Source organism: Umezawaea sp. NPDC059074 (assembly GCF_042738955.1).
GTDB lineage: Bacteria > Actinomycetota > Actinomycetes > Mycobacteriales > Pseudonocardiaceae > Umezawaea.
Genome location: NZ_JBHYHC010000263.1, coordinates 1 through 5,140, shown reverse-complemented (window position 1 = coordinate 5,140; position 5,140 = coordinate 1). Strand labels below are relative to the sequence as shown.

5 protein-coding genes are annotated in these 5,140 nt (G+C 71.0%); 4 read left to right on the top strand and 1 reads right to left on the bottom strand.

What is annotated here, in order from left to right; genetic code table 11:
- The coding region (locus ACFWW9_RS45770) for a hypothetical protein (protein ID WP_390389890.1) at positions 1 to 314 on the bottom strand (314 nt) is incomplete at its 3' end.
- 157 nt (positions 315 to 471) lie between these two features.
- On the opposite strand from ACFWW9_RS45770, the gene htpG reads away from it, so the two are divergent.
- The 4 genes from htpG to ACFWW9_RS45750 all read left to right on the top strand — a co-directional run bounded on the left by htpG (position 472) and on the right by ACFWW9_RS45750 (position 5,048).
- A complete protein-coding gene (htpG, locus tag ACFWW9_RS45765; RefSeq protein WP_390389888.1) occupies positions 472 to 2,373 on the top strand; it encodes a molecular chaperone HtpG in 1,902 nt (633 codons plus the stop codon).
- Between the two features lie 343 nt (positions 2,374 to 2,716).
- Complete coding sequence (locus ACFWW9_RS45760) at positions 2,717 to 3,115, top strand: winged helix-turn-helix transcriptional regulator (RefSeq protein ID WP_390389886.1); 399 nt, start codon at positions 2,717 to 2,719, stop codon at positions 3,113 to 3,115.
- The gene (locus ACFWW9_RS45755; protein WP_390389884.1) at positions 3,112 to 3,735 is read left to right on the top strand and encodes an ATP-binding cassette domain-containing protein; all 624 of its coding nucleotides are present in this window, start codon (positions 3,112 to 3,114) and stop codon (positions 3,733 to 3,735) included. The genes ACFWW9_RS45760 and ACFWW9_RS45755 overlap by 4 nt, the downstream gene beginning before the upstream one ends.
- Positions 3,732 to 5,048 carry a DUF6297 family protein gene (locus tag ACFWW9_RS45750; protein ID WP_390389882.1) on the top strand — a complete coding sequence of 439 codons (1,317 nt, stop codon included), beginning with the start codon at positions 3,732 to 3,734 and terminating at the stop codon, positions 5,046 to 5,048. The genes ACFWW9_RS45755 and ACFWW9_RS45750 overlap by 4 nt, the downstream gene beginning before the upstream one ends.
- Positions 5,049 to 5,140 lie beyond the last annotated feature (92 nt).

Genomic DNA, 5,140 nt, shown 5'->3' with positions numbered 1-5,140 from the left:
GGGTACACGGCGCTCATGTACCGCTGACCGCCGTCCTCCAGGCTGCCCTTGACCCAGATGTCGTTGGTGATGCCCGCGTCGGTGATCGACTGGCCGTGCCGCCAGCAGTAGGCGATCGTCCTCGTCCCGGCCGCGACGTGCCCGGTGATCGCGCACGTCGTGCTCGCGCAGTGCCGCATGTTGACGTCGTGCCAGGTCGTGACGTCGTAGACGGTGCTCGCGGTCAGCGGCACGTCCGCCGACGCCTGCGCGGCCCCGCCCAGCAGCACGCCCGCGGCCAGTCCGACCCCGAGCGCGGTCTTGGCGATCCTCATGGTGCTCCTCCTCCGGCCGGACCCCTGCGGTCCCGCCCCCAGTGATCGACGATGTCGATCACCGAGGAGTACGCGTTCTGCGGACCGGGGGTTGCACGCGACGCCGAAGCCGCCAGGTGCGCACAGCGCGCACGGCCCTTGGGTAACATCGCTGAACGTGACCACGCCCACCCAGACATTCGAGTTCCAGTCCGAGGCGCGCCAGCTCCTCCAGCTGATGATCCACTCGATCTACTCGAACAAGGACGTCTTCCTGCGGGAACTCGTGTCCAACGCCTCGGACGCGTTGGACAAGCTGCGCCTGGAATCGTTCCGCGACAAGGACCTGAACGCCGACACCGACGACCTCCACGTCGAGATCGCCGTCGACGCCGAGGCGCGCACGCTGTCCGTGCGCGACAACGGCATCGGGATGACCCGCGAGGACGTGATCGGCCTGATCGGCACGATCGCGAAGTCCGGCACCGCGGAGTTCCTGAAGAAGGTCAAGGAGTCGAAGGACGCCGCCGGGTCGCAGGACCTCATCGGCCAGTTCGGCGTCGGCTTCTACGCCAGCTTCATGGTGGCCGACAAGGTCACCCTCGTGACCCGCCGCGCGGGCACGACCGAGGGCGTGCGCTGGGAGTCCGAAGGCGAGGGCACCTACACGATCGAGCCCGTCGAGGACGCGCCGCAGGGCACGACGGTCACGCTGCACCTCAAGCCCGAGGACACCGAGGACCACCTGTTCGACTACACGTCGACGCGCAAGGTCCGCGAGATCGTCAAGCGCTACTCGGACTTCATCACGTGGCCCGTGAAGATGGTCAAGGAGAAGGGTTTCGCCGAGGAGGAGCCCGAGGAGGGCGCCCTCGAGACGGTGAACTCGATGAAGGCCCTCTGGGCCCGCTCCAGCAGCGAGGTCGAGCAGTCCGAGTACAACGAGTTCTACAAGCACATCAGCCACGACTGGAACGACCCGCTCGAGACCTTCCGCATCCAGGCGGAGGGCACGTTCGAGTACCAGGCGCTGCTGTTCATCCCCGCGCAGGCCCCGCTCGACCTGTTCATGCGCGAGCGCAAGCGCGGCGTGCAGCTCTACGTGAAGCGCGTCTTCATCATGGACGACTGCGAAGCGCTGATGCCGGAGTACCTGCGCTTCGTGAAGGGCGTCGTCGACGCCCAGGACCTGTCGCTCAACGTCTCCCGCGAGATCCTCCAGCAGGACCGGCAGATCCGGATGATACGCCGCCGCCTGGTGAAGAAGGTCCTCCAGACGGTCAAGACGATGATGGCCGACAACGCCGAGAACTACGCCAAGTTCTGGACCGAGTTCGGCGCGGCCGTCAAGGAGGGCCTGCTGGACGACACGGACAACCGCGAGTCGATCCTGGAGATCGCCTCCTTCGCCTCGACGAACGACGCCGAGGCCCCGACCGCGTTGAAGGACTACGTGGCGCGGATGAAGGAGGGCCAGGAGGAGATCTACTACCTGACCGGCGAGTCCCGCTCGATCCTGGAGAACTCGCCGCACATGGAGGCCTTCCAGGCCAAGGGCTTCGAGGTGCTGCTGCTGACCGACCCGATCGACGAGATGTGGGTCGACGCGGTCAACGGCTTCGACGGCAAGCAGTTCCAGTCCGTGGCCAAGGGCGAGGTCGACCTCGACAAGGACGAGGACGACAAGAACGCCGAGGCCAAGAAGGACTTCGCCGACCTGATGACGTGGATGACCACCACACTGGCGGAGAACGTGAAGGAGGTGCGGCTGTCGTCGCGCCTGACCACGTCCCCCGCCTGCATCGTCGGCGACTCGCACGACATCACGCCGACGCTGGAGAAGATGTACCGGGCCATGGGCCAGGACGTGCCGAAGCAGAAGCGCGTCCTGGAGCTGAACCCGACGCACCCGCTCGTCACGGGCCTGCGGACCGCGCACGAGGCGCGGCCGGAGGACGAGGCCGTGGCCGAGACGGCGGAACTGCTGTACGGCATGGCCCTGCTCGCCGAGGGCGGCGAGCTGACCGACCCGTCGCGCTTCATCAAGCTGATGGCGCAGCGGTTGCAGCACTCGCTCTGACCGGTCGGGGGGCGCGGGGCGCGGCGGCGGTGCGCGGGGCCCCGGGGGGGGGGGGCGGGCCCCCGAGGCAACACCACCCACCGGTCGGGCTCAGCGGAACGCGGCGACGTTCCGCTGAGCCCGTGGCTCGTCGGCCGAGCACGCGTTCCACGTCCACGAACGGCGCGGCCACCCGCACGCCCTCCGCCCACGCGAAGGCGTTGCCGTGGAAGCCTCCCGGCCGCGGCACCGTCCACTCCGGACTCGACTCCCGCACTGCGTCCTCGAACGCCACCGGGTGCCGGTCGACGTCGGGAACCACCGCCCTGGGCGGGAAGGATGCGCTGTGACGTAGGTTCATGACGTGGAGGAAGGAAAGCAGGTCGCGGACTGGTCGGCCTACGCGCTCAGCGACGTGTTCCACTCCGACTGCCCGGCGAGGACCGTGCTCGACCACGTGACGAGCCGGTGGGGCGTGTGGGTGCTGATGGCGTTGCGCGAACGGGACCTCCGGTTCCACGAACTGCGCGACCGCATCGACGGCGTCAGCGAGAAGATGCTGTCCCAAACCCTCCGAACCCTGGTCCGCGACGGCCTGCTGTCCCGGTCGGTGGAACCGTCCACCCCGCCCCGCGTCACCTACGGCCTCACCCCGCTGGGCCGCGGCACGAGCGAACCGCTGTCCACGATGTTCACCTGGATCCGCGACCACGCCGTGGACATCCTGGCCGGTCAGGCCGCCTACGACGAGACCAACCGGTGACGGCCGTGCTCGAGGTGCGCCGCCTGGTCAAGGCCTATGGCGGGTTGACCGTGCTGAGCGAGGTGTCGTTCGCGGTCGGCGCGGGCGAGGCGGCGGCCGTGGTGGGGCCGAACGGGGCGGGCAAGTCGACGTTGCTGCACTGCGTCGTGGGATCCACCGAGGCGGACGCGGGGGCGGTGCTGCTCGACGGCGTGGTGCTGCGCGAGTCGTCGCCGGTGGTGCGGGCCGCCGTGGCGTCGGTCCTGGACGACTTCGACTTCTTCCCCGACCTGGCCGTCATCGAACACCTGGACCTGTACGCCCACGCGCACGGCGGCGGTGAGGTGGACGAGGTGATGGCCGAACTGGGGCTCGACGCGGTGGCCAACCAGCTGCCCGCGACGCTGTCCAGCGGGCAACGGCGGCGGCTGGCGCTGGCGTCGTGCTTCGTCCGGCCACGGCGGCTGCTGGTGCTCGACGAGCCGGAGCAGCGGCTCGACGCGGCCGGGCGGGAGTGGCTGGGGCGACGCCTGAAAGCCGAGAAGGACGCCGGGGTCGCGGTCCTGCTCGCCACGCACGACCCGGTGCTGCGCGACGCCGTCGCCGACCGGCACGTCGAGCTGGGCACGACCGGCGCATGACCATCACGGCGAAGGAACTCCGGCGGTCGCTGCGCCACTACCGCGCCGATCCCCGACCGCTCACGGCGCGGCTGTCGGACCTGTACGGCCAGGCGTTGTACGTCGCCATCGTCGGTGGGCTGCTGGTGTCGGCGGTGAACTCCGGGGTGCGCGCCGTCGCGGTGGCGGGGCCTGCTCGGGCGCCGGACCTGGTGCGCTGGCTCGTCCTGCTGGTGGCGTTGCTGGCCGTCGCGCTGCTGTGCCGGGCGGCGATGGCCGTCGGGCCGGTGCTGGTGTCGCCCGCCGCGCGGACGTGGCTGTTCAGCTCGCCGGTCGACCGCCGGGCGCTGCTGACCCCGCGGTTCCTCGTCCTGCTGGGGGTCGCGGCCGTCACGGGCGGGGTGCTCGGGCTGGCCGTGGCGCCGCCGCTGGGCGTGCCGCTGGGGGTGCTGCTGTGCGCCGCCCTGGTCGAGGCGCAGGCGAGCAGGCGGCGGACGGCGTTGGCGCGCCACGGGATCACGGTGCTGGTCGCCTGCCTCGCGGTGGCGGCGGGGGTGCTGGCGGCGAAGCCCACCATCGCGTGGCCGACGTGGACGCCGCACCTGCTGATCGTCGGCGCGGTGCTGGTCGTCGCGGCAGCGGTGGCAGCGTGGCACGCGCACCGCGTGCTGGCCCGGATGTCGCGCGGCGCGCTGTCGGACGGCGCGGAGATCGCCGCCGTCACGGCGACCGCCACGACGTTCCTCGACCCGTCGCTGCTGTCCGGCACCATGCTGCTGCGCCAGGCCCGCGCCACGGCCACCGTGCGCCCGGTCCGCTTTCGGGGCGGTCGCCGGATGGCCGTGCTGCGCGCCGAACTGGCCCGCCACACCCGCCACCCGTTGGCGCCGCTGGTGTTCTGCGCCCTGCTGCCGCTCCCCTACCTCGCCGAACGGCTCGCCGCCCCGAACGCCGTCGCCGCCGTCCACGTCGTCTGCGTGTTCCTGGTCGCCGACCGCTTCGCCCGCGGCCTGCGCCTCGTCTGCGGCTCCCCGGCCCTGCGCCGCACCCTCGGCGGCTCGGACCTCGAACTCCGCACCCTCCACCTCGCCCTGCCCACCACGGCCGCCCTCCTGTGGACCCTGGCCACCCCGATCGTGACCGCACCCCACCTGGCACTGTCCGTGCTCGGCGCGGTGGCCGCCCTCTACCGCAGCGCCACCCGCCCCCCGATGCAGTTCGAGTCCCCGCTCCTCGACACCCCGATGGGCACCATGCCGATCGGCCTCATCACCCGCCTGCTGCGCGGACCGGGCCTGCTGATGGTCGTGGCGGCGGTCCAGTTGTCGTTCTGAGAACAGAACGGGCCGGGTCCCGACAGGCCCGGCCCGACCGGGGAACAACGCCGACAACAGGGCCTGCTCGATCTCTTAGATGATGTTCGGGG

Bases quoted from the DNA above. Each gene is read 5' to 3' on its own strand.
- ACFWW9_RS45750 (WP_390389882.1), top strand. From the start codon at position 3,732: ATGACCATCACGGCGAAGGAACTCCGGCGGTCGCTGCGCCACTACCGC.